Genomic DNA, 21,804 nt, shown 5'->3' with positions numbered 1-21,804 from the left:
GCGCATCTCCGCATCGAAAGCCGCGCGCGTGCAGAAGGGGCCTCGCCGAGACGGCGAGGCCCCTTCTGTCCCTGAGCGGTCAGTCCGAGTGCGACGCCTCGACATCCGCGGCGAGCGTGCCGAGGTACAGCTCGATGACCTTCGGGTCCTTCGCGAGTTCGCGTCCCGCGCCCTCGTAGGCGTTGCGGCCCTGGTCGAGGACGTACGCGCGATCGCAGATCTGCAGGCAGCGACGGGCGTTCTGCTCCACCATGATGATGGTCACACCGGTCTTGTTGATCTCCCGCGTGCGGATGAACGTCTCGTCCTGGCGAACGGGGGACAGGCCCGCGCTGGGCTCGTCCAGCAGCAGCACCTTCGGCTTCATCATGAGGGCGCGCGCCATGGCGACCGACTGGCGCTCGCCGCCGGAGAGCGATCCGGCGCGCTGCTTGCGACGCTCGCCCAGCACGGGAAAGAGCTCCCAGATCTCGGCGACGCGGCTCTGGAACTCCTTGGGTCGCAAGAACATGCCCATCTGCATGTTCTCCTCGATCGTCAGGGAGGGAAAGACGTTGTTCGTCTGGGGAACGAAGCCGATCCCCGCCTGCACCAGCTGGTTGGCCTTCTGGTTGGTGATGTCCTCGCCCTCCAGCGTCACGGCGCCGGAGCGGACGTTGACGAGGCCGAAGAGGGCCTTCAGCAGCGTCGACTTGCCGGCGCCGTTGGGGCCGATGATTCCGACGAGCTCGCCCGGAAACGCCTCCAGGGTGCAGTCGTTGAGGATGTTGACGCCCGGCAGGTAGCCGGCGACGAGGCTGTCGGCCTTGACGACCGGCGTCGCCGTCGGTGCCTCGGGCGCAGCCGCGGCGGATGGCATGCTCATTTGTGGTCGTCCTCCTGCTCGGCCTCGGCTTCGACCTCGGCCTCGATCTGGGTGATGAGGCCCGTGTTCACGGCGGCATCGTCGCCGAGATCGGTGTCGTGATACGCGCCCAAGTAGGCGTCGATCACGGCCGGGTTCTTCATGACGCGCTCCGGATCGCCCTCGGCGACCACCTCGCCCTGGGCCATGACGACCACCCAGTCGGAGATGTGGCGCACCATGTGCATGTCGTGCTCGACGAACAGCACGGTCGTGCCGTCGTTGCGCAGCGCCTGGATGTGCTCGAGCAGGCTCTGCGTGAGCGCGGGGTTGACCCCGGCCATGGGCTCGTCGAGCATGATCATCTTGGGATCGCTCATCAGGGCCCGAGCCATCTCGAGAAGCTTCTTCTGCCCGCCGGAGAGGCTTCCGGCCATGTCATCGCGCTTGGTGTCGAGCTTGAAGCGCTGCAGCAGCTCCTCGGCTTTGGCGATGTTCGCCTTCTCGGCGCCGCCCCACAGTGGCTTGACGAGGCCGACCGCCAGGTTCTCACCGGGGTTGTCCTTCGCGCCGATCAGCATGTTGTCGAGCACCGTCATGCGCGACAGCGCCTTCGTCAGCTGGAACGTGCGCACCATGCCGGCGCGGGCCACCTTGGATGCCGCGGTGTTGCCGAGCGTGCGCCCGTCGAACGACCACTTGGCAGCCTCGGCCGGCGAAGGCCCCCCGAAGAGCTTCTTCGCCGACGACGGCTTGTCGAAGCCGGTGATGAGGTTGAAGAACGTGGTCTTGCCGGCGCCGTTCGGGCCGATCAGCGCCGTGATCGCGCCGCGCTGCACCTCGAGGTGGTCGACGTTAACGGCCGTCATGCCGCCGAAGCGTCGCACGATGTTGTCGACCACCAGGATGGGATCGGGCTTGGCCGAGCCGGGCGTCTCCGCGACGTTCAGCAGCGTGGAGCGGATGGCCTGTGTGATCGCGCCGGGCTCCTGCGAGACCGGAACGGCGCGGTCGGCGGTCTGGTCAGGCATTGAAGCTCAACTCCTTCTTATTGCCGAGGATGCCTTGTGGTCGGAAGATCACCAGCAGCATGAGAGCGATGCCGATCAGCACCCACGACAGCCACTGCGTCTGCTGCGTGTTGAGGATCGACGCCGGGATGTACTCGCCGGCGATCTGCACGATCGCGATGCGCACGACGAAGAAGATGATCGATCCGAGCAGCGGGCCGAAGATCGTGGCGGCGCCGCCCAGCAGCATGATCGTCCACAGGTTGAACGTGAGCGGGCGGCCGAAGCCGTCCGGCTGCACGGAGGCCGGCAGCACCACCAGGATGCCGGCGATGCCGCCGAGCACACCGCCGATGATGAGCGCCTGCATCTTGTAGGAGTACGAGCTCTTGCCGAGGCTGCGTACGGCGTCCTCGTCCTCGCGGATGCCCTTGAGCACACGACCCCACGGGCTGCGCATGGCCAGCCAGGTGAACAGCAGGGCGATGGCGACGAGGGCCCACGCGACCAGGCGCGTCCACCAGTCGTTGCCCGACCCCGGGTCGGTGTTGGGGTAGGAGAACCACAGGATCTGCGTGGTGCCCGGAGGCAGGATCGACAGGCTCGTGAACGCCCCGCGGTATTCGGGTCCGACGAGGCCCGTCGACCCGCCGGTCACGTCGGCGAGGGCGGACAGGCGTCCGACCATGCGCACGATCTCGGCCGCACAGATCGTGACGATCGCGAGGTAGTCGCCGCGCAGTCGCAGGGTCGGGATGCCGAGCACGAAGGCGAAGACGACACACGCCACGATCGCGACGAGAACCCCCAACCAGAAGCCGCCGCCGTTGATGACGGTGATGGCGAACCCGTAGGCGCCGAGGAGCATGAAGCCCGCCTGCCCCATGTTCATGAGCCCCGTGTACCCGAAGTGGATGTTGAGGCCGATCGCCGCGATGACGTACGCGGCGGTGATCGGCGCGATCGCGGTCTCGGTGAGCTGCTGCAGCAGCGTGATCCAGAAGTCCATGGCCCTCTCCTTAGCCGACTCGCTCGGCGCGGCCGAAGATGCCCTGCGGCCGGAACAGCAGGATGACGATGAGCAGTGCGAGCGCCGTGGCGTACTTCAGATCGCCCGGCAGCCAGATGTTCGTGAGTTCGACGATGAGGCCGATGACCATCGCACCGGCGAACGCGCCGAACGCGGTGCCGAGCCCGCCGAGGGTGACGGCTGCGAACAGCAGCAGCAGCAGTTGGCCGCCGGTCTCCCAGCCGATGCCGTTGAGCACGAGGCCGAGCAGCACGCCGGCCAAGCCCGCGAGGCCCGAGGCGAGGATCCACACGCCACGGATCACCTTGTCGACGTCGATGCCGGATGCCGAGGCCAGCGCCGGGTTGTCGGAGACCGCGCGGGTGGCGCGACCGAAGCGCGTGTACATCAGGCCGAGCCCGACCGCCGCGATGGCGACGATCGCGATTCCCATCGCGACGTACGACTGGATGGTCAGGGTGACGCCGAAGATCGTCACCGTGGCGGGGTTCGACTTGTCGATGCGCACCGTCCCCGCGCCGATCCACAGCTGCACGACGTACTGCAGCGCGATCGACAGGCCGATCGACACGATCATCATCTGGGTCAGGCTCAGCCGGCGCCGCCGCAACGGCTTCCACAGCCCGGCATCCTGCACCCATCCCAGCGCCGCCATCACGATGACGGCGAGGCCGCCACCGAGCCAGAGGTTGCCGGTGAGCGAGGTGAGGAACCAGGCGAGCACACCGCCGATGGTGACGAGCTCGCCGTGGGCGAAGTTGCTGAGGCCGGTGGTGCCGAAGATGAGCGACAGTCCCAGCGAGGCGAGTGCCAGAAGCAGGCCCAGGCGGATGCCCTGCACCGCTTGCTGCCAGAACCGCGGCCAGTCGAACGCGCTCGCGCTGGCGGCGGCGCCGTCCGGGCTGTCGGAGAGCTTGAAGATCGCCGAGACGTCGGAGTGCAGCGTCACGCTGACCTCGCGCGAGTCGGCGCCGTCGAGGTACTGGCCCTGGGCGAGTGTCGCGGCATCCACCTTCACCGTGTAGGTGCCGTCCTTCGTGACGGCGAACACCCACCGTCCGGCGCTGTCGGTCGTCGTGGTCGGGCTGGCGCCGACGCCGGGGCCGGAGATCGTCAGTCCCACACCCACCGCGGGTGAGCCGTCGCTCTGGCGGATCGTGCCCTGCACGCACGCCGTGGACGCATCGGCGGAGCACGATGCCGCGGCGGCTGCGGCGGGCTGTGCCGGCAGCAGCACCGCCAGCATCGTGATCGCGGCGAACAGAAGGGAGACGAGGAGGGCGACTCGTCGTCGCGGATGGACCCCGAGTCTCGCTGAGGACACGAGCATGGCACTCCACTCTGAAATCGACGGCGGCCATCCGGACGGTCGCTCGTTGGTGGGTCGAGGCTACGACCCGGATGTGTCGCGCGTGTTTCGCACAAGAACGTCGTCGCTCCGTCGTTGGAGCTTCGTCGGGGTGCGCATCGTCGCGTGGAGAAACGCTCCCTCAGATGCCGCCCCGCGTCAAGAGGCGAAACGTTCACGTGAACGTATCGAGATGTCCGGGGCGAGCCGCGCGCCGCACGGGCCGGGAGTATCCGCGGAATGCGCGGAGGTCGCCGCGACTTACAATCGGTACACCCGCCTTTCGCGCGCGCGATACACACGCGACCCGCGCGCGCCGCACATGCCAGACACAGGAGAGCACGTGGAGCACAACGACCCGTTCGGTTTCGTCGGATTGACCTATGACGACGTGCTCCTGCTGCCGGGGCACACCGACGTCATCCCCTCCGAGGCCGACACGTCGTCGCGGGTCACCCGCCGCATCACGGTCGCCACCCCGCTGCTGTCGGCGGCGATGGACACCGTCAGCGAGGCGCGGATGGCCATCGCCATGGCTCGCGAGGGTGGACTCGGCATCCTGCATCGCAACCTCGCCATCGCCGAGCAGGCCGCGATGGTCGACCAGGTCAAGCGCAGCGAGTCGGGCATGATCACCGACCCGATCACGACGACGCCCGACGCGACGATCGAAGAGGTCGACACGCTCTGCGGTCAGTACCGCATCTCGGGTCTTCCCGTCGTGGACGAGGAGGGGCGCCTTCTCGGCATCATCACCAACCGCGACATGCGCTTCGTCTCGGGCTTCGAGCGCCAGACGACCAAGGTCCGCGACGTCATGACCAGCGAGGGCCTCGTCACGGGGCGCGTCGGCATCGGTGCCAACGAGGTCATCGCCCTGTTCGCGCAGCACCGCGTCGAGAAGCTGCCGCTCATCGACGATGACGGCAAGCTCGCGGGCCTCATCACGATCAAGGACTTCGACAAGAGCGAGAAGTACCCGCTGGCGACGAAGGACGACCAGGGGCGCCTGCGTGTCGGTGCGGCGATCGGCTTCTTCGGCGACGCGTGGGAGCGCGCCGAGGCCCTGCGCGACGCGGGTGTCGACGTCATCGTCGTCGATACCGCCAACGGGCAGTCTCAGGGTGTCATCGACATGGTCCGTCGTCTCAAGGCCGATGAGTCGTTCGCGCACATCGACGTCATCGGCGGCAACGTCGCGACCCGGGAGGGCGCGCAGGCGCTCATCGAGGCGGGCGTGGATGCCGTCAAGGTCGGCGTCGGCCCGGGTTCGATCTGCACCACCCGCATCGTCGCGGGCGTCGGCGTGCCCCAGGTCACCGCGATCTGGGAGGCCTACCAGGCGGCGCGCGGGGCCGACATCCCGGTCATCGCCGACGGCGGTCTGCAGTACTCGGGTGACATCGCGAAGGCGCTCGTCGCCGGTGCCGACACCGTCATGCTCGGATCGCTCCTGGCCGGCACGGACGAGTCGCCGGGTGAGATCGTCTTCCAGGGCGGAAAGCAGTTCAAGCTCTACCGCGGCATGGGATCGCTCGGGGCGATGCAGACCCGCGGCAAGAAGACGTCGTACTCGAAGGACCGCTACTTCCAAGCGGACATCCCGAGCGACGACAAGCTGATCCCCGAGGGCATCGAGGGTCAGGTGGCCTATCGCGGCCCGGTGTCGGCCGTGGCCTACCAGCTCGTCGGCGGCCTGCGGCAGTCGATGTTCTACGTCGGCGCCCGCACCATCGAAGAGCTGAAGGCGCGCGGCAAGTTCGTCCGCATCACCGCGGCCGGGCTCAAGGAGAGCCACCCGCACGACGTGCAGATCGTCGTCGAGGCGCCCAACTACAAGCGCTGAGCGCGGCCCGCCGCATCCGCGGCCGCGGCATCCGTGGTGTCACGAACTCCGCAGATTCGCACGAACTCCGCATCCATTCGCGTTATCGGGTGCGGAGTTCGTCACATTCTGCGGGGTTCGTGAACTCCTCCCCAACCGCCGTCGTGAGGCTTCTCGCTACAGATGGCGCCTGGGGCGCCCGGTCGGGCGCGAGAGCCGGTCAGGATGCCGGTATGCAGCTCGTGCCCATCTCGGACCGTCTCCGCGGCACCGCGGAGCACCGTCAGCAGCTGCGGGGTGAGGGGTACAGCGCCGAGCAGCTCCGCGCGGCGGTGCGGTCGGGAGCGGTCGAGCTCTTCCGCCGCGCGTGGTTCGTCGGGCGCGACGCCGCTCACGACCTGCGCGAGGCGGCGCGGTGGGGTGGGCGGGTGAGCTGCACGACGTTCGCGCGCAGGCGAGGGTGGTGGATCCCCGAGGGAGTGGGGGAGGAGCTGCACCTGCATTTTCCGCCCGGATCGACGGGACCCCGCGCCCCCTGGGACGGCATCGCGCACTGGGCGCAGCCGATCGCGCCCCTGGGACGCTCCCTCGTGGCGACGATCGAGGACGCGCTCGCACACATCGCCGTCTGCCTGCCGCCGGACGAGGCGCTCGTGCTCTGGGAATCGGCCGCCGGTCTCGAGCGCCTGGCGCCGGAGGCCCTGCGCGCGATCCGCTGGCCGTCGCGCGCGGCGACGGCGCTCGCCGCGGAGGTCACGGGGTTGGCCGACTCCGGTCTCGAGGTGCTGGTGTGCCGTCCCCTGCGCCGGCTACGCGTGCGCGTGCGGCAGCAGGTCTACGTCGCGGGCAGACCCGTCGACGTCCTCGTCGGCGAGTGGCTCGTCATCCAGATCGACGGCTGGACGCACCACTCGTCGTCCACGCAGCGGTCCAAGGACATCGCCCACGATGCCGAACTGCGGCTGCGCGGCTACACCGTGCTGCGGTTCTCCTACGCGCAGGTCGTGCACGACGCCGCCGGCGTCGAGCGCGCGATCCGCCGGGCGCTCGCCGCGGGGCTGCACGACGTGCCCGCTCGCTGACGCACCCGCGACATCACGTCGCCCGCGGCATCCGTGTGCGTGCGAACTCCGCAGATTCTTACGAAATCCGCATCCATCTGCGCGATCCGGTGCGGAGTTCGCGAGATCCTGCGGAGTTCGCCGGCCGGGCTCGCGCCGGACCGGCGTGCCCGGTTCGCGCGGTCGGGCCGCGACCGGTTAGGCTGGTCGGCTCTGCGCCCGCACCGCGGCGAGGGCGGAAGGACCCGCTGTGGGCTACATCGACATCGCCGCCGTCTCCTTCGTGCTGCCGGACGGCCGACCGCTTCTCGACGAGGTGACGTTCCGGGTGGCCGACGGCAAGACGACGGCCCTCATCGGCCCCAACGGGGCCGGCAAGACCACGCTCCTGCGCCTCATCCGCGGTGAGCTCGCCCCGCAGTCCGGCGTCGTCACGATCGACGGCGGGCTGGGTGTCATGGACCAGTTCGTCGGTCACGGCACGGCGGAGCAGTCCATCCACGATCTGCTCGTCTCGGTCGCCCCGGCGCGCGTGGGCGCGGCGGCACGGGAACTCGAGGATGCCGAGGCCGCAATCATCGAACGCGACGATCTCGACACGCAGATGCGCTACGCGAGCGCGCTGGCGGACTACGCCGAAGCGGGCGGCTACGAGTACGAGACCGTCTGGGACACCTGCACGATCGCCGCTCTCGGCATCCCCTTCGCCCGTGCCCGCTTCCGCGCGCTGACCAGCCTCTCGGGCGGCGAGCAGAAGCGTCTCGCACTCGAAGCGCTGCTGCGCGGACCCGACGAGGTGCTGCTGCTCGACGAGCCCGACAACTACCTCGATGTGCCCGGCAAGCGCTGGCTCGAAGAGCGTCTGCGCGAGACCCCGAAGACCGTGCTGCTCGTGTCCCACGACCGCGAGCTGCTGGCGCGTGCCGCCGACCGCATCGTGACGTTGGAGCCGGGCGGCGCGGGCAGCAGTGCCTGGGTGCACGGCGGCGGCTTCGACGGCTACCACGCCGCGCGCGAAGACCGGATGGCTCGACTCGACGAGCTGCGCCGCCGGTGGGATGAGCAGCACCTCAAACTGCAGCGGTTCGTCGCCGACATGAAGGCGAAGGCGGCCGCCAGTGACGAGTTCGCCTCCCGTTACCGTGCCGCCCAGACTCGGCTTCGTCGTTTCGAAGACGCGGGCCCGCCCGAAGAGCGTCCGCCCGCGCAGAACCTCGATCTGCGCCTGCGCGGAGCGCGCACCGGCAAGCGCGCGGTCGTCGCCGAGCAGCTGGAGTTGACGGGCTTGATGAAGCCGTTCGACCTGGAGGTGTGGTTCGGCGATCGCATCGCCGTGCTCGGCTCGAACGGGTCGGGCAAGTCCCACTTCCTGCGGCTGCTGGCTCGCGGCGGCACCGATCCCGACGCTCTCCTCGGCCACGTCACCGAGGTCGGCGTCGCGCTCGAGCCGGTCGCCCACAGCGGGCGCGCCGTGCTCGGCGCCCGTGTGCGGCCCGGGTGGTTCGCCCAGACGCACCGCCATCCCGAGTACGTCGGGCGCTCGCTCCTCGACATCCTCCACCGCGGCGACGACCGCAGATCCGGGATGCCGCGGGATGCCGCAAGCTCGGCGCTCGACCGCTACGGCCTGGTCCGTCAGGCGGAGCAGAGCTTCGACAGCCTGTCGGGCGGGCAGCAGGCGCGCTTCCAGGTGCTGCTGCTGGAGCTGTCGGGCGCGACGCTGCTGCTGCTGGACGAGCCCACCGACAACCTCGACCTCGTGTCGGCGGAGGCGCTCGAAGAGGCGCTCGGCCGGTTCGAGGGCACGGTGCTGGCGGTCACGCACGATCGCTGGTTCGCGCGTTCCTTCGATCGCTTCCTGGTCTTCGGCGCGGACGGTCGGGTCGTCGAGTCCGATGAGCCGGTCTGGGACGAGACCCGGGTGGCGCGGGCGCGATAGGGGCGCGCCCGCGGTCGTCGGTCAGGCGCCCGGCAGACGGAACGGCTCGGCCGCGCGCGCGTCGGCATCGAGCACGAGATCCGCGAGGGTGGCCCCCACCCCCGGCGCGAACTTGAAGCCCTGCCCCGAGAATCCGGCGCCCACCACCACCGGTCCGACCCGGTCGAGCACGAACGCCTCGGTCGGTGTCGTCGTATAGGTGCAGGAGATCGGCACGGCGGTGTCGGCGTCGAGGCCGGGGAACCACTCGCGGACGTAGTCGCGCAGCTCGCGCTGGAGCACCGGCCGGTGCGGGCGCCGGTCGGGATCGACCTCGTCGCCGATGCCGTGGAAGCCGACCTTCACGCCCTCGCCGGGCGTCGGCATGCCGTAGACGTTCGCCGGCTGCGAGCCCGGAGCGACGAAATGGTTGAACGAGGGCCAGGGGCCCGTGGAGGTCGTCGTGAAATGCGCCGGCGTCTCCTCCGTCACCCGCAGCGGCGGGAGGGGGATGCCGAGGTCGGCGAGAAGCCTCGAGGTCCAGGCGCCCACGGTCACGACGAGCACGTCGGCGCGCAGCGTCTCGGCGTCCGTCACCACGGTCGCGCCGTCGGCATCGGCCGCGACCGCGCGCACGCGCGTGTTCCACCGCACCTCGCCGCCGCCGGCGACGATGCGGCGCTCGAGCTCTCGCAGGGTCGCCGCCGCCCGGGCGACGCCGGCGTCGGGCGAGAACAGCACCGTGTCCTCGAAGCGCATCCCCGGCCAGCGCCGGCCGGCCGTCGCGCCGTCGAGGATCTGCGCCGGGATGCCGCGGGAAGCCAGCTCGCTCGCGATCGCCGGCAGATCGCGCGCCGTCGCACTGCCGAGCGCGAGTCCCGACCCGTGCGAGACGAGCCCGTGCAGTCGTAGCAGCGGTTCGCCCTCCACCGTGCCGAGCGCGTCCCAGCCCTCGCGCGCGCGGACGAGCAGGTCGAGGTAGTGGGCGTCGCCGTACGCATTGTTGAAGTTGCGGGTCTCGCCGTGCGAGGCGCCCTCGTGGTGGCCGCGGGCGAACCGCTCCAGCACGATCGGGCGCTCGCCGCGGCGCACCAGCTGCCACGCGGTCGCCAACCCCATGACTCCGCCGCCCACGACGATGATGCGTTCCGACATGGCATCCCTTCTCCCGGTGCTCCCATCCTGCCGCGCCGACGCCGGAGGGTGAGGGCGGGCTCCGCGAGTAGGCTGAGGGGGTGACCATGGAGATCGAGCTCGGCCGCGCCAAGCGCGCCCGCCGTGCCTACGCGTTCGACGACATCGCGGTCGTGCCTTCGCGGCGCACCCGCAACCCCGAAGACGTCTCGACCGCCTGGTCGATCGATGCCTTCGGCTTCGAGATCCCGGTGCTGGGGGCGCCGATGGACTCCGTCATGAGTCCGCGTACCGCCGTCATGCTCGGCCAGCTCGGCGGACTCGGCGTGCTCGACCTCGAGGGCGTGTGGACCCGCTATGACGACCCCGAACCGCTGCTCGCCGAGATCGCCTCTCTGCCGGCATCGGAGGCGACCCGTCGGATGCAGGAGCTGTACGCCGAGCCCATCAAGCCCGAGCTCGTGCGCGACCGCCTCGCCGAGATCCGCGAGGCGGGGGTCACGGTCGCCGGATCCCTCACGCCTCAGCGCACGCAGGAGCTGTACGAGACCGTCGTCGCCGCCGGTGTCGACCTCTTCGTCATCCGCGGGACCACGGTGTCGGCCGAGCACGTCTCGAGCGTCGACGCGCCCCTGAACCTCAAGAAGTTCATCTACGACCTCGACGTGCCCGTCATCGTCGGCGGCGCCTCCACCTACACCGCGGCGCTGCATCTCATGCGCACCGGCGCGGCCGGAGTGCTCGTCGGCTTCGGCGGCGGGGCGGCCTCGACGACCCGTGCGACCCTCGGCATCCATGCACCGATGGCGACGGCCGTCGCCGACGTCGCCGGCGCGCGCCGCGACTACCTCGACGAGTCGGGAGGCCGCTACGTGCACGTCATCGCCGACGGTGGCGTCGGCACGTCGGGCGACATCGTCAAGGCGCTGGCGATGGGCGCGGATGCCGTCATGCTGGGCGTCGCGCTCGCGCGCGCGACCGACGCGCCCGGCCGCGGTTACCACTGGGGCCCCGAGGCGCACCACCCGAAGCTGCCGCGCGGCAAGCGCGTGGAGGTCGGGCAGGTCGCGCCGCTGGAGGAGATCCTCTACGGCCCCGCCCCGGTCGCCGACGGCACCGCGAACCTCATCGGCGCGCTGAAGAAGTCGATGGCCACCACCGGGTACTCCGACCTCAAGGAGTTCCAGCGCGTCGAGGTCGTCGTCGCGCCCTACATGGCAGGTCGATGACCGCGGAGCCGTTCCCGCCGACGCTGCGCGAGGTCATGCTGCGCCCCTGGTGGCTCGGCATGCTCGTGTTCGCCCTCGTCGTCGCGGCGGTGTTCGCCTGGCTCGGCCAGTGGCAGCTGGGCCGCGCCATCGACACCTCGCCGCCGGCGCCCGGCGCCACCGAACAGGTGCGCCCGATCGCCGACGTGACCGCGCCCGGCGCCTACCTGCCCGAGCCGCTGGTCGGTCAGCGTGTCGAGGTCGCCGGATCGTTCGTCCCCGGCGATTTCCTCGTGGTCTCCTCGCGCTTCAACGACGGTCAGCAGGGGTACTGGGTCACCGGGCAGCTGCGCACCGACGCGGCGACGCCGACCTCCCTGGCCGTCGCCGTTGGCTGGAGCGCCGACCGTGCGGTCGCGGATGCCGCGGCATCCACTCTCAACGCCGACCCCGGCGGCGCGCTCACGCTCACCGGTCGGCTGATCGCCGACGAGGGTCCCGTCGCGCCCCCGCGCGGGGCCGCGGACACCGAGATGACGCGGATGTCGCCGGCCGCGCTGCTGAGCTGGTGGCATGACACCGAGGAGCTGTCGGTGTACCGCTCGTACCTCGTCGCCGACGCCGGCGAACCGCTCGTGGGCGGGCTCGTCGCGATCGACTCGCCGGCACCGGCGGAGGGCTCCAGCGTCAACTGGCTGAACATCTTCTACGCCGTCGAATGGGCCATCTTCGCGGGCTTCGCGTTCTACATGTGGTACCGGCTCGCACGCGACGCGTGGGAGAAGGAGGTCGAGGCGCTGGAGGAGGCGCAGGCCGCCGGAGCGGCCGCGCACGCCGACTAGACTTGACGGCATGCCTCAGCCCAAACTCGCCAGTTTTCCGGCGATCCGCGGGGCGCTCAGGTTCTACCAGATCGCCTCGGTGATCACGGGTGTGATGCTCCTGTCGCTGTGCGCCGAGATGATCGTGAAGTACGCGTTCGGCTACGAGCTGTTCGCGGGCGGGTCCGGGGGAGCGCTGTGGCTGCACCCCGTGGCCCTCGACGGCGGCGCCGACCTCACCGGGGGAGCGATCAACCTCTCCACCGGCATCCTCATCGCGCACGGCTGGTTCTACGTCGTCTACCTCTTCGCGTGCTTCCGCGTCTGGAGCCTCATGCGCTGGGGCTTCGTGCGCTTCATCGTGCTCGCGCTCGGCGGCATCGTGCCGCTGCTGTCGTTCTTCATGGAGGCGCGCGTCGCGCGCGAGGTGCGGGCCTACCTCGCCCAGCGCGAAGCCGACGAATCCTCCGCCTCGATCCCCGCCACGGAAGGCAGCCGGTGACCACCCAGACAGAGACCGCTCAGCGTCCCGTCCTCGTCGTCGATTTCGGAGCCCAGTACGCGCAGCTCATCGCGCGTCGGGTGCGTGAGGCCGGTGTGTACAGCGAGCTCGTGCCGCACACCGTCACCGCCGCCGAGGTCGAGGCCAAGAACCCCGTCGCGATCATCCTGTCCGGCGGGCCGTCGTCGGTCTACGAGCCCGGGGCGCCCTCGCTCGATCCCGGCGTGCTGCAGCTCGGCGTGCCGACGCTCGGCATCTGCTACGGCTTCCAGGTGATGGCCCAGCAGCTCGGCGGCGAGGTCGCCAACACGGGCCTGCGCGAGTACGGCGCGACGGATGCCGTCGTCGTGAACGACGGCGGAGTGCTCCTCGGCGGTCAGCCGGCCGAGCAGAACGTCTGGATGAGCCACGGCGACCAGGTCGCCACGGCACCGGCCGGCTTCGAGGTGCTCGCCTCGACCGCCGCGACACCGGTGGCTGCCTTCGGCAACGCCGAGAAGTGCTTCTACGGCGTGCAGTGGCACCCCGAGGTCAAGCACTCCGACTACGGCCAGGACGTGTTGGTCAACTTCCTCCACAAGGCGGCCGGCCTTGCGGCCGACTGGAACAGTGGCAACGTCATTGCCGAGCAGGTCGATCGCATCCGCGCACAGGTCGGCACCGGTCGCGTGCTGTCCGCGCTGTCGGGCGGCGTGGACTCGGCCGTGTCGACGGCGCTCGTGCACAAGGCCGTCGGCGACCAGCTCGTCGCCGTGTTCGTCGACCACGGGCTGCTGCGAAAGGGTGAGCGCGAGCAGGTCGAGAACGACTACGTGGCCTCCACCGGTGTGCGCCTGATCACCGTCGACGCGCGCGACACGTTCCTGAACGCGCTGGCCGGTGTCAGCGACCCCGAGCAGAAGCGCAAGATCATCGGCCGGGAGTTCATCCGGGCCTTCGAGAAGGTGCAGGCCGACCTGGTCGCCGAGGCGGCCGCCGAGGGCGAGCCGATCCGCTTCCTCGTGCAGGGCACGCTCTACCCCGACGTGGTCGAATCCGGCGGCGGAGCGGGCACGGCCAACATCAAGAGCCACCACAACGTCGGCGGGCTTCCGGAGGATCTGCAGTTCGAGCTCGTCGAGCCGCTGCGCACGCTGTTCAAGGACGAAGTGCGCGCCATCGGCCGTGAACTCGGCCTTCCCGAAGCGATCGTCGGGCGTCAGCCCTTTCCGGGGCCCGGCCTCGGCATCCGCATCGTGGGCGAGGTCACCGCTGACCGTCTCGAGATTCTGCGTGACGCCGACGCCATCGCCCGCGAGGAGCTGACCAAGGCCGGCCTCGACGGGGAGATCTGGCAGTGCCCCGTCGTGCTGCTGGCCGACGTGCGCTCCGTCGGTGTGCAGGGAGACGGTCGCACGTACGGACATCCGATCGTGCTGCGCCCGGTCTCCAGCGAAGACGCCATGACCGCCGACTGGACGCGCCTGCCCTACGACGTGCTGTCCAAGATCAGCAACCGCATCACCAATGAGGTCCGCGAGGTCAACCGGGTCGTGCTCGACGTCACGTCGAAGCCCCCGGGAACCATCGAGTGGGAGTGATCCCCGCATGACGAAGGGCCCGTCCGGCGATCCGGACGGGCCCTTCGTGCGCGGGTGCGCTGTGTGTCAGTTGTTGCCGCGCAGGATCGCGATCATGCGCAGGATCTCGATGTAGAGCCAGACGACCGTCACCATGATGCCGAAGCCGCCAAGCCAGCCGAACTCGCGGGGCGCGCCGTTGCGGACGCCCTGCTGGATCTGGTCGAAGTCCTGCACGAGCGAGTAGGCGGCCATGATGACCACGAGCACACCGATGATCAGGCCGATCGGAATGCCGGCGATCTTCGCGCTGTACAGGCCGAAGGCGCCGGGCGCGATGCCCGTCCACATCAGCACCAGGTTGATGAGGCCGAAGACGAGATAGCCGACCATCGCGATCAGGAAGATCTTGTTGGCGCGGGCGCTCGCGCGCACCTTGCCGCTCGCGAACAGGGCGAGGGTCACACCGACGACGGCGAAGGTGGCGATCGTGGCCTGCATGACGATGCCGGGCCAGATGAACTCGAAGTAGGCCGAGATGCCGCCGACGAACAGGCCCTCGAAGGCCGCGTAGCCGAAGATCAGCGCCGGGCGGACCTTCTTGCGGGAGGTGAAGGAGACGACCATCGCGAGGACGAAGCCGCCGAGCATGCCGAGGATCCACGGCACGATCGTGATCTGCGATGTGCGCGCCACGTCGGTGGGCGAGAAGGCGCCGCCGAGCGTCCACACCCAGCCGATGACGGCCGTGACGAGGAGGATCGCGAACAGGCCCACCGTCTTGGCGACGGTGTCCTCGACGGTCATGCGGCCGGTCTGGTGCGACGCGGCGGCAGGGGCGGCGAACGCGCCCTCGAGCTGGGCGTTCACCGCGGCATCCGTCACCTGGTGCGACGTCGCGGCGTAGGCGGTCGGGGCGCCGGGCTGCGGTGCGGCAGGCGGCGTGAGGCCGGGGCGCTGCTCTTGGAACGCCGGGTTGTTGAATGCGAAGTTGCCGGAGGCCATGGTCTCTTTCCACTCCCTAGGGTGCACCGGTCGGGTGCACAGCGAGGTGCTGTGGATAACAGGCTATCGGACGGCTGCGCCGCATCGTCAGGCGCCGGCTGTGCTGCTGCTGTGAAGGCGCTCAGACGGGCCTCGATCGGTAGCCTGGGCCCATGCCTCGTGCCCGCCCGCTGGTGATCGGTCATCGCGGCGCCCCCGGATACCGCCCCGAGCACACCCGCTCGTCGTATGAGCTGGCGCTGGCGATGGGAGTGGATGCCGTCGAGCCCGATGTCGTCTTCACGAAGGATGCGGTGGCCGTCGTCCGGCACGAGAACGAGATCTCGGGGACGACCGACGTCGCCGACCGTCCGGAGTTCGCGGACCGTCGCACGACGAAGCCGGTCGATGGCGTCCCGCAGACGGGCTGGTTCACCGAGGACTTCACCTGGGCGGAGCTGTCGACGCTGCGCTGTCGCGAGCGACTGCCGCACCTGCGCCCCGGCAGTGCGGCCTTCGATGACACGGAACCGCCGCTGCGGTTGCGCGACCTGCTCGATCTCGTCGCGACAGCCTCACGTGAACAGGGGCGCGACATCGGCATCGTGCTGGAGATCAAGCACGCCACCTTCTTCGGGGCGCGGGGCTTCGATCTCGCGGCGCTGGTCGCCGCCGAGCTGCGCGACGCGGGGTGGGCCGAGGGAGCGCACCCGCTGTTCGTGGAGTCGTTCGAACTGACCGTCCTGCGACAGCTGCGTGCGCGCGGCATCCCCGCGACGTACGTCTACCTCGTCGAGGCCGACGGTGCGCCGTTCGATCTCGTCGCGGCCCACGGTGAGGCGGCGACACCGTATCGCGACCAGGTCAGCGCCGCCGGGCTGGCACGGCTGGCGCCGGAGGTGGACGGCATCAGCGTCGACAAGGCGATGCTGCTGAGCGCGTCGCCGCCGGGGGGAGCCGAGCTGGTCGCCGAGGCGCACGCGGCGGGGCTTGCCGTGTTCACCTGGACGTGTCGTCCCGAGAACACCTTCCTGACGCCCGCGTTCCGCCGCGGTGAGGACGACGCCGCCTTCGGCGACTACCGTGCGGAGTGGGCTGTCCTCCGGGATGCCGGGATCGACGGTGTCTTCGTCGACCATGCCGACCTCGGGGTGGCGTCCTTCGGCTGACCGGCCCTCCGTTCGGCCGCTGAGTGTTCACCGTGCGCTTCGCAGCTGCGACACAGCTCTCGCATAGGGTGAGGGCATGACCCTCCCCGGCATCGTCGTCACCGGAGTGCGCCGGTCGTTCGGACACGTGCAGGCCGTGCGCGATGTCTCGTTGGAGGCGCGGGCGGGCGCCGTCACCGGGCTCGTCGGCCCGAACGGCTCGGGCAAGACCACGCTCATGCTCATGCTGGCTTCGCTGCTCGCGCCGGATGCCGGTTCGATCCGCATCGGCGGCGTCGACCCGCTCGCCGAGCCCGCCGCCGCCCGCGCGCTGCTCGGCTGGATGCCCGACGCCCTCGGCGCGTGGCCGACCCTCACCGCCCGCGAGACGCTCGTCATGACCGGCCGCCTCTACGGTCTGGACGCCGCGGCGGCCCAGGCGGGCGCCGCGCGGCTGCTCGACGAGGTGGGGCTCGGGACGCTGTCCGATGCGCCGGCACGCGTGCTGTCGCGCGGACAGAAGCAGCGCCTCGGCCTCGCGCGCGCCCTCGTGCACGATCCCCGCGTGCTGCTGCTGGACGAGCCGGCCTCGGGCCTGGACCCGCAAGCACGCATCGACCTGCGCGTGCTGCTGCGCCGCCTCGCTGCCGAGGGGCGCACGATCCTCATCTCCAGCCACATCCTCTCCGAGCTCGAGGAGGTCGTGGACGAGGCGGTGTTCCTCGTCGACGGCGCGACGGTGAGCAGCGAGCGGGTCGCGGCGGCGGCGACGCGTCTGCGCACGTGGCGCATCCGCCTCGCCGGCCGTGATGCGACGGCGGCGGTGCTGCCGGTCGCCCAGACGCTGGGCCTGGACGCCGCGCTCGTCCCGATCGACCGCCGCGACCTGCTGGTCTCGTTCGCAAGCGACGACGACGCGGCATCCGCCCTCGCCGCCCTCATCGGGGCGGGTCTGCCGGTCGCGGAGTTCGCGGCGGCGACAGGACTTCTGGAACACACGTTCCTCGACCTCGAGGGGGAGCGCTCATGAACGCCACGCGGCTGTGGACGATCGCCCGCCTGGAGCTGCTCCAGCGGGTGCGCACCGTGTCGTGGTACGTGCTGCTCGGTGTGTTCGCGCTCCTGCTCATCGGCGTGACCGCGCTGGCCTACCTCGCCTATGGCGGCTGGGGTCAGAGCGGCCCCGGGATCTATTCCGTCGTCGTCTGCGTCACCCTGCTGCTCGTGCTGCTCGTCTCGCCCACCCTCAGCGGCAACAGCATCAACGGCGACCGGGATGCCGCGACGCTCGCTCCCGTGCAGGTGACGCTCGTCACGACGGGGGAGATCCTCCTCGGCAAGTTCATCGCCGGCTGGATCACCGGGCTGGCCTTCGCCGCCGTGGCGGCGCCGTTCCTGGTGATCGCCACCTTCGCGGGCGGCGTCGACCCGCTCACCGTGGTCGTCTCGCTCGTCGTGCTCGTGGTGGAGACCGGCGTCGTCGCCGCGATCGGGGTAGCGCTGTCGGGCCTGCTCGCACGTCCGCTGTTCTCGGTCGCGACGACCTACCTCGTCGTCGCCGCCCTGACCGTCGGAACGCCGCTCGGGTTCGGGCTGATCGGCGCCGCGGTCTCCAGCGAAGGCACCTCGATCACCCGCTCCTACGAGACCGGTCCCGACGGAGCGCCGCTGTGTCAGGACGGTGCCCGCTTCTGCGGCGACACCCCGGAGAAGTTCGTCTGCGGCCCGTGGCAGACCGGCACCTACCGCGTGCCGCGCTTCGACTACGTGTGGTGGCTGCTGTCGGCCAACCCCTTCGTGATCCTCGGCGACGCCACGCCCACACGGTTCACCGAGTACGGCTACCCCGACGACCTCTTCGGCTCGCTGAAGCTGTCGGTGCGGTCGGCGCAGCTGCCCCCGTCGCTCGAACAGCGCTGGGACGATTGTGCGCCGGGCACGTACCTGGACTCGACGCAGCCCACCCCGCGCCAGATCATCGACGAGACCGTGCCGAGCTGGTTCGTGGGCCTCGCCGTCCAGGTGGTGCTGGCGGGCCTGCTGCTGTGGGGTGCCTGGGCTCGTACGCGCACACCGGCGCGATCGCTGCCGCCGGGAACGCGCATCGCATAGACCTTCGGATGAACTCGGATGAGGATCCTCTCATCCGTCTTTCGCCTCGTGCAGGGGATGCATAGCCTCCATACAGCCGCGTCCTACCCCGATGTGGCGCATCCCCCTGCACGAAAGGCGGTCTTCCCTTGCAACGACCACGGCAACGACGCATCCTCGCCACGGCAGGTGCGATAGCACTGCTGCTCCCCTCCACGGCCGCATTCGCCGCGACCGCCGACGACGCCGACCCGTCGTCGCGGTTTCTGACCGCGGCATCCGCCGGAAAGATCTCGACGTCGTTCACGTCGGCGGCCATCGACGCCAACGGACTCGTGAGCGTCGTCGTCGAGATGACGGGCGATCCCGTCGCCGTGGTGGAAGCCGAGCAGGGCCGCGAGCTCAGCGACGGTGAGCGCGGCGACGTGAAGAACCGCCTCAAGGATGCGCAGGAGCCGGTGAGCTCGGCCATCGAGGACAAGGGCGGCTCGGTGCAGGCCGAGATGCAGTCGGCGTACAACGGCGTGCAGGCGAAGGTGCCGGCGGCCGAGCTCGACGCGATCGCGTCTCTGCCGAACGTCGTCGCCATCCATCCCGTGCGCAAGTACACCGTCGACAACGCCGTCTCGGTTCCCTTCCTCGGTGTCCCCCAGGTGTGGGAGAGCACCGGCTACACGGGACAGAACGTCAAGGTCGCCATCATCGACACCGGCATCGACTACACCCACGCGACCTTCGGCGGTCCCGGCACGGTGGCGGCCTTCGACGCCGCGAAGGCGAACTCGGCCCAGCCCGCCGATCCCGCCCTGTACGGCCCGGATGCTCCCCGCGTCAAGGGCGGCATCGACCTCGTCGGCGACGATTACAACGCCGACCCGAACAGCGCCTCCTACCAGCCGGTGCCCCACCCCGACGACAACCCGCTCGACTGCAACGGCCACGGCTCGCACGTCGCCGGCACCGCGGGCGGCTCGGGTGTGCTCGCCGACGGCACCACCTACCGCGGCCCGTACGACTCGACGACCCCCTCGAACCAGTTCCGCGTCGGACCGGGTGTCGCCCCGCAGGTCGACCTGTACGCCGTGCGGGTCTTCGGGTGCGAGGGTTCGACCGATGTGGTCGTGCCCGCCCTCGACTGGGCGGTCGATCACGGCATGGACGTCGTGAACATGTCACTCGGCTCGTCGTTCGGACGTGCCGACGACCCGGATGCCGTGGCCGCCGCCAACGCGGTCGGTGCCGGTGTCGTGGTGGTCGCGTCGTCCGGAAACGCGGGTCACAACCCGTACCTCACCGGATCTCCCGGAACCGGTGACGGTGTGATCTCCGTATCGGCCGTCGACAGCGCCGAGGGTTTCCCGGGCGCGACGATCACGGTCGGCGGCACCCCCGTCGAGGCGATCAACGCCAACGGTGCCTCGCTCGACGGCATCGGCGATCTGACGGTCGTGCGCCTCACCGGCGACAACGCGCTCGGATGCTCGCCGGCGGCATTCACCGCCGCGGGAGTCGTCCCGGGTGGAAAGCAGATCGCGGTCGTCGACCGCGGGTCGTGCGCCCGTGTCGCCAAGGCCATCTACGGCCAGCAGGCCGGAGCGGCGGCCGTGGTCATGGTGAACAACACCGACGACCTGCCGCCGTTCGAAGGCGTCGTGACGGCGAATGCCGACACCGGGGAGCCGTTCGACCTGACGATTCCGTTCCTCGGCGTGCGCTCCTCGAGCGGTCCCGCCTTCGTCGCCGGCGCCACGGCGAGCCTCGTCGCCACGCAGATCGCCAACCCCGGCTTCCGCGGCTATGCGTCGTTCAGCTCATCGGGTCCGCGCTCGGGCGACAGCGCCATCAGCCCGGACGTCGCCGCCCCCGGCGTCTCGATCTCGTCGGCTGCGGTGGGCTCGGGCAACGGTGCGGCGATCCTGTCGGGCACCTCGATGGCCGCCCCGCACGTGGCGGGTGTGGCGGCGCTGTCCGCCGAAGCGCACCCGTCGTGGACGGCTCCGCAGATCGCGGCATCCGTGGTGTCCACCGCCGATCCCGACAAGGTCGCCGGCCAGAGCCTGACGCTCGGCGGCGTGGGTCTCGTCGATGCCGCGCAGGCCGTGGCGACGACGGTGACGGCGACGGGTGACGCGTTCCGGACGGAGAGCGGTTGGGCGCGCGAGTCGGCGCTCAGCTTCGGCTTCCAGGAGTCGCCGCTGGGCTTCGGTGGCGTGAAGACCGTGACGGTGCGCAACGACGGGCCGACCGCGGTGCGCTACGACGTCTCGACGACCCCGTCGGCGCAGTCGAAGAAGGCACGCATCCTGCTCTCGAACCGCTCGATCACCGTCCCGGCGCATGGCTCGGCGAAGGTGCTGCTGATCGTCACCGCCGCCGCGAAGGACGTGCCGAGCTCGGTGGGCGCCGACGACCAGTTCGCGTTCTCCGAGATCTCCGGTCACATCGTGCTCACGTCGTCCGACTCCACGCTGCGCGTGCCCTACCTGCTCGTGCCCCGCGCCGACAGCACGGTGCGCGCGACGATGAACGGCCCGTGGTTCAGCGGCAAGCAGAAGGTCGCCGACGGCACCAAGAAGCTGACGCTGCGCAACCTCGCCGGCGCCCTGCCGGCCGGTGCCGACGTGTACACGTGGGGCCTGTCCGACCCGCAGGACGCCAGCAAGACCCTGGCCGACACCGGGTACGACATCCGTGCGGTCGGGGTGCAGTCCTTCCCCGATGGCGACGACACGCTCATGGTGTTCGCGATGAACATGCACCACCGCTGGTCGAACGCGGCCGCGAACGAGTACGACATCGTGATCGACAGCGACCGCGACGGCACCCCCGACTGGATCGTCCTGTCCGCCGACTCGGGCGGGGTGCGCAACGGCGACACCAACGGTCTGTCCGAGGTCTTCATCGTCAACGCCAAGACGAAGGAGACGGCCGCCGCGGGCTTCCTCACGCAGGCGCCGACCGACAGCAGCACCCTGCTGATGCCGGTGCGGGCGAGCGATCTGGGCATCACGGGGGCGTTCTCGTACACGGCCCAGACCTTCGCGTCCAACGACGCGTCGGACGCCGTGGACGGGTGGGCGACGTATGACCCGACGGCGCCGGCGATCAGCAACGGCCAGTTCGTCACGGTGCCGAAGCGCGGTTCGGCCAGCGTCGACGTCACCTTCAACGCGAAGCAGATCGACGCGCAGAAGCCGCTGGGCTCGATGGTGGTCGTGATGGACAACCAGTCGGGCGCCGATGAGGCGCTGCTGCTGCCGCTGAAGAAGTAGCCCCGGCGAGAAAGAAGAGGGGGTGGATGCCGCGGCATCCACCCCCTCT

At 70.2% G+C, this 21,804-nt stretch carries 17 protein-coding genes; 11 read left to right on the top strand and 6 right to left on the bottom strand.

Annotated elements, in window-relative coordinates; all coding sequences use genetic code 11:
- Positions 1 to 79 precede the first annotated feature (79 nt).
- The 4 genes from ACT53O_RS02250 to ACT53O_RS02235 are packed head-to-tail and all read right to left on the bottom strand — an operon-like array spanning position 80 to position 4,214.
- Positions 80 to 865, bottom strand: coding sequence for an ABC transporter ATP-binding protein (locus ACT53O_RS02250; protein WP_005050387.1), 786 nt, complete (start codon positions 863 to 865; stop codon positions 80 to 82).
- Positions 862 to 1,875 (bottom strand): ABC transporter ATP-binding protein, encoded by a 1,014-nt coding sequence (locus ACT53O_RS02245; protein WP_036322109.1) that lies wholly within the window; start codon positions 1,873 to 1,875, stop codon positions 862 to 864. Before ACT53O_RS02245 ends, ACT53O_RS02250 begins: the two co-directional genes overlap by 4 nt.
- Positions 1,868 to 2,863 carry a branched-chain amino acid ABC transporter permease gene (locus ACT53O_RS02240; RefSeq protein ID WP_039413358.1) on the bottom strand — a complete coding sequence of 332 codons (996 nt, stop codon included), beginning with the start codon at positions 2,861 to 2,863 and terminating at the stop codon, positions 1,868 to 1,870. Before ACT53O_RS02240 ends, ACT53O_RS02245 begins: the two co-directional genes overlap by 8 nt.
- 10 nt (positions 2,864 to 2,873) lie before the next feature.
- Complete coding sequence (locus ACT53O_RS02235) at positions 2,874 to 4,214, bottom strand: branched-chain amino acid ABC transporter permease (protein ID WP_036322115.1); 1,341 nt, start codon at positions 4,212 to 4,214, stop codon at positions 2,874 to 2,876.
- A 361-nt stretch (positions 4,215 to 4,575) separates the two neighbouring features.
- Here ACT53O_RS02235 and guaB point away from each other — a divergent pair, with 361 nt between their 5' ends.
- The 3 genes from guaB (at position 4,576) to ACT53O_RS02220 (ending at position 9,057) form a co-directional block, all read left to right on the top strand.
- Positions 4,576 to 6,078 carry an IMP dehydrogenase gene (gene guaB / locus ACT53O_RS02230; RefSeq protein WP_036322118.1) on the top strand — a complete coding sequence of 501 codons (1,503 nt, stop codon included), beginning with the start codon at positions 4,576 to 4,578 and terminating at the stop codon, positions 6,076 to 6,078.
- Positions 6,079 to 6,290: 212 nt separating this feature from the next.
- Positions 6,291 to 7,139: an endonuclease domain-containing protein gene (locus ACT53O_RS02225; RefSeq protein ID WP_476151198.1), complete on the top strand. Its 849-nt coding sequence runs from the start codon at positions 6,291 to 6,293 to the stop codon at positions 7,137 to 7,139.
- Between the two features lie 229 nt (positions 7,140 to 7,368).
- On the top strand, positions 7,369 to 9,057 hold the full coding sequence (locus ACT53O_RS02220) for an ABC-F family ATP-binding cassette domain-containing protein (RefSeq protein ID WP_476151197.1): 1,689 nt from the start codon (positions 7,369 to 7,371) through the stop codon (positions 9,055 to 9,057).
- A 21-nt stretch (positions 9,058 to 9,078) separates the two neighbouring features.
- Here the strand turns inward: ACT53O_RS02220 and ACT53O_RS02215 are convergent, their stop codons facing one another.
- A complete protein-coding gene (locus ACT53O_RS02215; protein ID WP_476151195.1) occupies positions 9,079 to 10,191 on the bottom strand; it encodes an FAD-dependent oxidoreductase in 1,113 nt (370 codons plus the stop codon).
- A gap of 86 nt (positions 10,192 to 10,277) precedes the next feature.
- Between ACT53O_RS02215 and ACT53O_RS02210 the strand changes: the two genes are divergently transcribed.
- Genes ACT53O_RS02210 through guaA form a run of 4 tightly spaced genes read left to right on the top strand, consistent with a single transcriptional unit; the run spans position 10,278 to position 14,281 of the window.
- Positions 10,278 to 11,399 carry a GuaB3 family IMP dehydrogenase-related protein gene (locus ACT53O_RS02210; protein ID WP_016463524.1) on the top strand — a complete coding sequence of 374 codons (1,122 nt, stop codon included), beginning with the start codon at positions 10,278 to 10,280 and terminating at the stop codon, positions 11,397 to 11,399.
- Positions 11,396 to 12,220 carry an SURF1 family protein gene (locus ACT53O_RS02205; RefSeq protein ID WP_112932471.1) on the top strand — a complete coding sequence of 275 codons (825 nt, stop codon included), beginning with the start codon at positions 11,396 to 11,398 and terminating at the stop codon, positions 12,218 to 12,220. The genes ACT53O_RS02210 and ACT53O_RS02205 overlap by 4 nt, the downstream gene beginning before the upstream one ends.
- 10 nt (positions 12,221 to 12,230) lie before the next feature.
- On the top strand, positions 12,231 to 12,701 hold the full coding sequence (locus ACT53O_RS02200; protein ID WP_036318291.1) for a DUF3817 domain-containing protein: 471 nt from the start codon (positions 12,231 to 12,233) through the stop codon (positions 12,699 to 12,701).
- The gene (gene guaA / locus ACT53O_RS02195; protein ID WP_112932472.1) at positions 12,698 to 14,281 is read left to right on the top strand and encodes a glutamine-hydrolyzing GMP synthase; all 1,584 of its coding nucleotides are present in this window, start codon (positions 12,698 to 12,700) and stop codon (positions 14,279 to 14,281) included. Before ACT53O_RS02200 ends, guaA begins: the two co-directional genes overlap by 4 nt.
- Positions 14,282 to 14,347: 66 nt before the next feature.
- On the opposite strand, the gene ACT53O_RS02190 is transcribed toward guaA, so the two are convergent.
- Positions 14,348 to 15,265, bottom strand: a complete 918-nt coding sequence (locus ACT53O_RS02190) for a Bax inhibitor-1/YccA family protein (RefSeq protein ID WP_036318290.1) — start codon at positions 15,263 to 15,265, stop codon at positions 14,348 to 14,350.
- Between the two features lie 152 nt (positions 15,266 to 15,417).
- Here ACT53O_RS02190 and ACT53O_RS02185 point away from each other — a divergent pair, with 152 nt between their 5' ends.
- From ACT53O_RS02185 to ACT53O_RS02170, 4 genes are all read left to right on the top strand, one after another.
- Positions 15,418 to 16,413 (top strand): glycerophosphodiester phosphodiesterase family protein, encoded by a 996-nt coding sequence (locus ACT53O_RS02185; RefSeq protein ID WP_476151192.1) that lies wholly within the window; start codon positions 15,418 to 15,420, stop codon positions 16,411 to 16,413.
- Positions 16,414 to 16,489: 76 nt separating this feature from the next.
- Positions 16,490 to 17,422, top strand: a complete 933-nt coding sequence (locus tag ACT53O_RS02180; RefSeq protein WP_112932474.1) for an ABC transporter ATP-binding protein — start codon at positions 16,490 to 16,492, stop codon at positions 17,420 to 17,422.
- Positions 17,419 to 18,504: an ABC transporter permease gene (locus ACT53O_RS02175; protein WP_294946264.1), complete on the top strand. Its 1,086-nt coding sequence runs from the start codon at positions 17,419 to 17,421 to the stop codon at positions 18,502 to 18,504. Before ACT53O_RS02180 ends, ACT53O_RS02175 begins: the two co-directional genes overlap by 4 nt.
- A 128-nt stretch (positions 18,505 to 18,632) precedes the next feature.
- Entirely contained in the window at positions 18,633 to 21,755 is a 3,123-nt protein-coding gene (locus ACT53O_RS02170) for a S8 family peptidase (RefSeq protein WP_476151189.1), read from the top strand.
- The last annotated feature ends 49 nt before the right edge of the window (positions 21,756 to 21,804 follow it).

Source organism: Microbacterium sp. DMC48 (assembly GCF_056313825.1).
Note: the sequence above shows the minus strand (reverse complement) of the source record. Positions and strands in the feature narration are given on the sequence as shown.

Bases quoted from the DNA above. Each gene is read 5' to 3' on its own strand.
- ACT53O_RS02250 (WP_005050387.1), bottom strand. From the start codon at position 865: ATGAGCATGCCATCCGCCGCGGCTGCGCCCGAGGCACCGACGGCGACG.
- ACT53O_RS02180 (WP_112932474.1), top strand. From the start codon at position 16,490: ATGACCCTCCCCGGCATCGTCGTCACCGGAGTGCGCCGGTCGTTCGGA.
- ACT53O_RS02245 (WP_036322109.1), bottom strand. From the start codon at position 1,875: ATGCCTGACCAGACCGCCGACCGCGCCGTTCCGGTCTCGCAGGAGCCC.
- ACT53O_RS02185 (WP_476151192.1), top strand. From the start codon at position 15,418: ATGCCTCGTGCCCGCCCGCTGGTGATCGGTCATCGCGGCGCCCCCGGA.
- ACT53O_RS02175 (WP_294946264.1), top strand. From the start codon at position 17,419: ATGAACGCCACGCGGCTGTGGACGATCGCCCGCCTGGAGCTGCTCCAG.
- ACT53O_RS02225 (WP_476151198.1), top strand. From the start codon at position 6,291: ATGCAGCTCGTGCCCATCTCGGACCGTCTCCGCGGCACCGCGGAGCAC.
- ACT53O_RS02235 (WP_036322115.1), bottom strand. From the start codon at position 4,214: ATGCTCGTGTCCTCAGCGAGACTCGGGGTCCATCCGCGACGACGAGTC.
- ACT53O_RS02205 (WP_112932471.1), top strand. From the start codon at position 11,396: ATGACCGCGGAGCCGTTCCCGCCGACGCTGCGCGAGGTCATGCTGCGC.
- ACT53O_RS02190 (WP_036318290.1), bottom strand. From the start codon at position 15,265: ATGGCCTCCGGCAACTTCGCATTCAACAACCCGGCGTTCCAAGAGCAG.
- ACT53O_RS02240 (WP_039413358.1), bottom strand. From the start codon at position 2,863: ATGGACTTCTGGATCACGCTGCTGCAGCAGCTCACCGAGACCGCGATC.
- ACT53O_RS02215 (WP_476151195.1), bottom strand. From the start codon at position 10,191: ATGTCGGAACGCATCATCGTCGTGGGCGGCGGAGTCATGGGGTTGGCG.
- ACT53O_RS02210 (WP_016463524.1), top strand. From the start codon at position 10,278: ATGGAGATCGAGCTCGGCCGCGCCAAGCGCGCCCGCCGTGCCTACGCG.
- ACT53O_RS02200 (WP_036318291.1), top strand. From the start codon at position 12,231: ATGCCTCAGCCCAAACTCGCCAGTTTTCCGGCGATCCGCGGGGCGCTC.